The organism is Vibrio sp. 1288 (assembly GCF_033344475.1).
The window spans coordinates 1-1,076 of sequence record NZ_JAWPOX010000143.1 but is presented as its reverse complement, the minus strand read 5'-3'; the positions used below and the strand labels follow the sequence as shown (position 1 = coordinate 1,076).

Annotated in this window: 2 protein-coding genes; both read left to right on the top strand. The window is 47.0% G+C overall.

Annotation, left to right across the window (positions count from 1 at the left end; all coding sequences use genetic code 11):
* On the top strand, positions 1 to 803 hold an 803-nt coding region (locus R8O11_RS25190; protein ID WP_318194607.1), incomplete at its 5' end, for a GMC oxidoreductase.
* A gap of 48 nt (positions 804 to 851) precedes the next feature.
* A partial coding sequence (locus R8O11_RS25185) for a glycine betaine ABC transporter substrate-binding protein (protein WP_318194606.1) occupies positions 852 to 1,076 on the top strand: 225 nt, incomplete at its 3' end.

Here is a 1,076-nt window from a genome sequence, read left to right as displayed (position 1 = left end):
ACTTCCAATACCACTGTAAGCAGCCAATCACACTGAACAGTAAACTAGGCTTGGTGAGCAAAGGGCTAATCGGTACCGAGTGGATTCTTACTAGAAAAGGCCTAGGCGCAACCAACCATTTTGAATCGTGTGCGTTTATTCGCTCGCGTGAAGGGCTGAAGTGGCCAAATATTCAATATCACTTCTTACCAGCTGCGATGCGTTATGACGGTCAGGCGGCCTTTGATGGTCATGGTTTCCAGGTACACGTCGGCCCTAATAAACCAGAGAGCCGTGGCACTGTAGAGGTGGTTTCTTCTAACCCGAATGATAAGCCAAAGATTGAGTTTAACTACATCTCGACCGAGCAAGATAAAAAGGACTGGCGTGACTGTATTCGTCTGACGCGCGAAATCCTCAATCAGCCATCAATGGATGAGTACCGTGGTGACGAGATTCAACCAGGTCTTCACATTACTACCGACGAGCAAATTGATGAGTGGGTTAAGCAAAATGTTGAGAGTGCTTATCATCCTTCATGTAGCTGCAAAATGGGTGCAGACGATGATCCGCTAGCCGTACTGGATGAGCAGTGTCAGGTGCGCGGCATCCAGGGTTTGCGTGTTGTGGACTCGTCGATTTTCCCAACCATTCCAAATGGCAACCTGAATGCGCCAACCATCATGGTTGCAGAACGGGCTGCGGACATGATCTTGGGTAACGCACTAGAAAAAGCAAATAACACTCCGGTTTGGATTGCACCGAACTGGCAAGAGATGCAGCGAATGCATCCACCGAAAAGAGACTTGGAATCGATCTCTTAATCTTTAAAAACTGAGAATAAAGTCAGAAATTATTAAAAGGAATTCAACATGTCTAAGATGACGAAAATACTATCGACTATCGCGTTAAGTTCTTTAGCTACCGGCGCTTACGCAAACCAATGTGAAACCGTTCGGTTTGCCGATGTAGGCTGGACAGACATTACTGCGACCACGGCGGTAACCACAGAGCTACTGAAAGGCTTGGGTTACAAAACCAAGACGGATCTGCTGTCTGTACCAGTAACTTATTCTTCTATGGCGGACGGCGACATT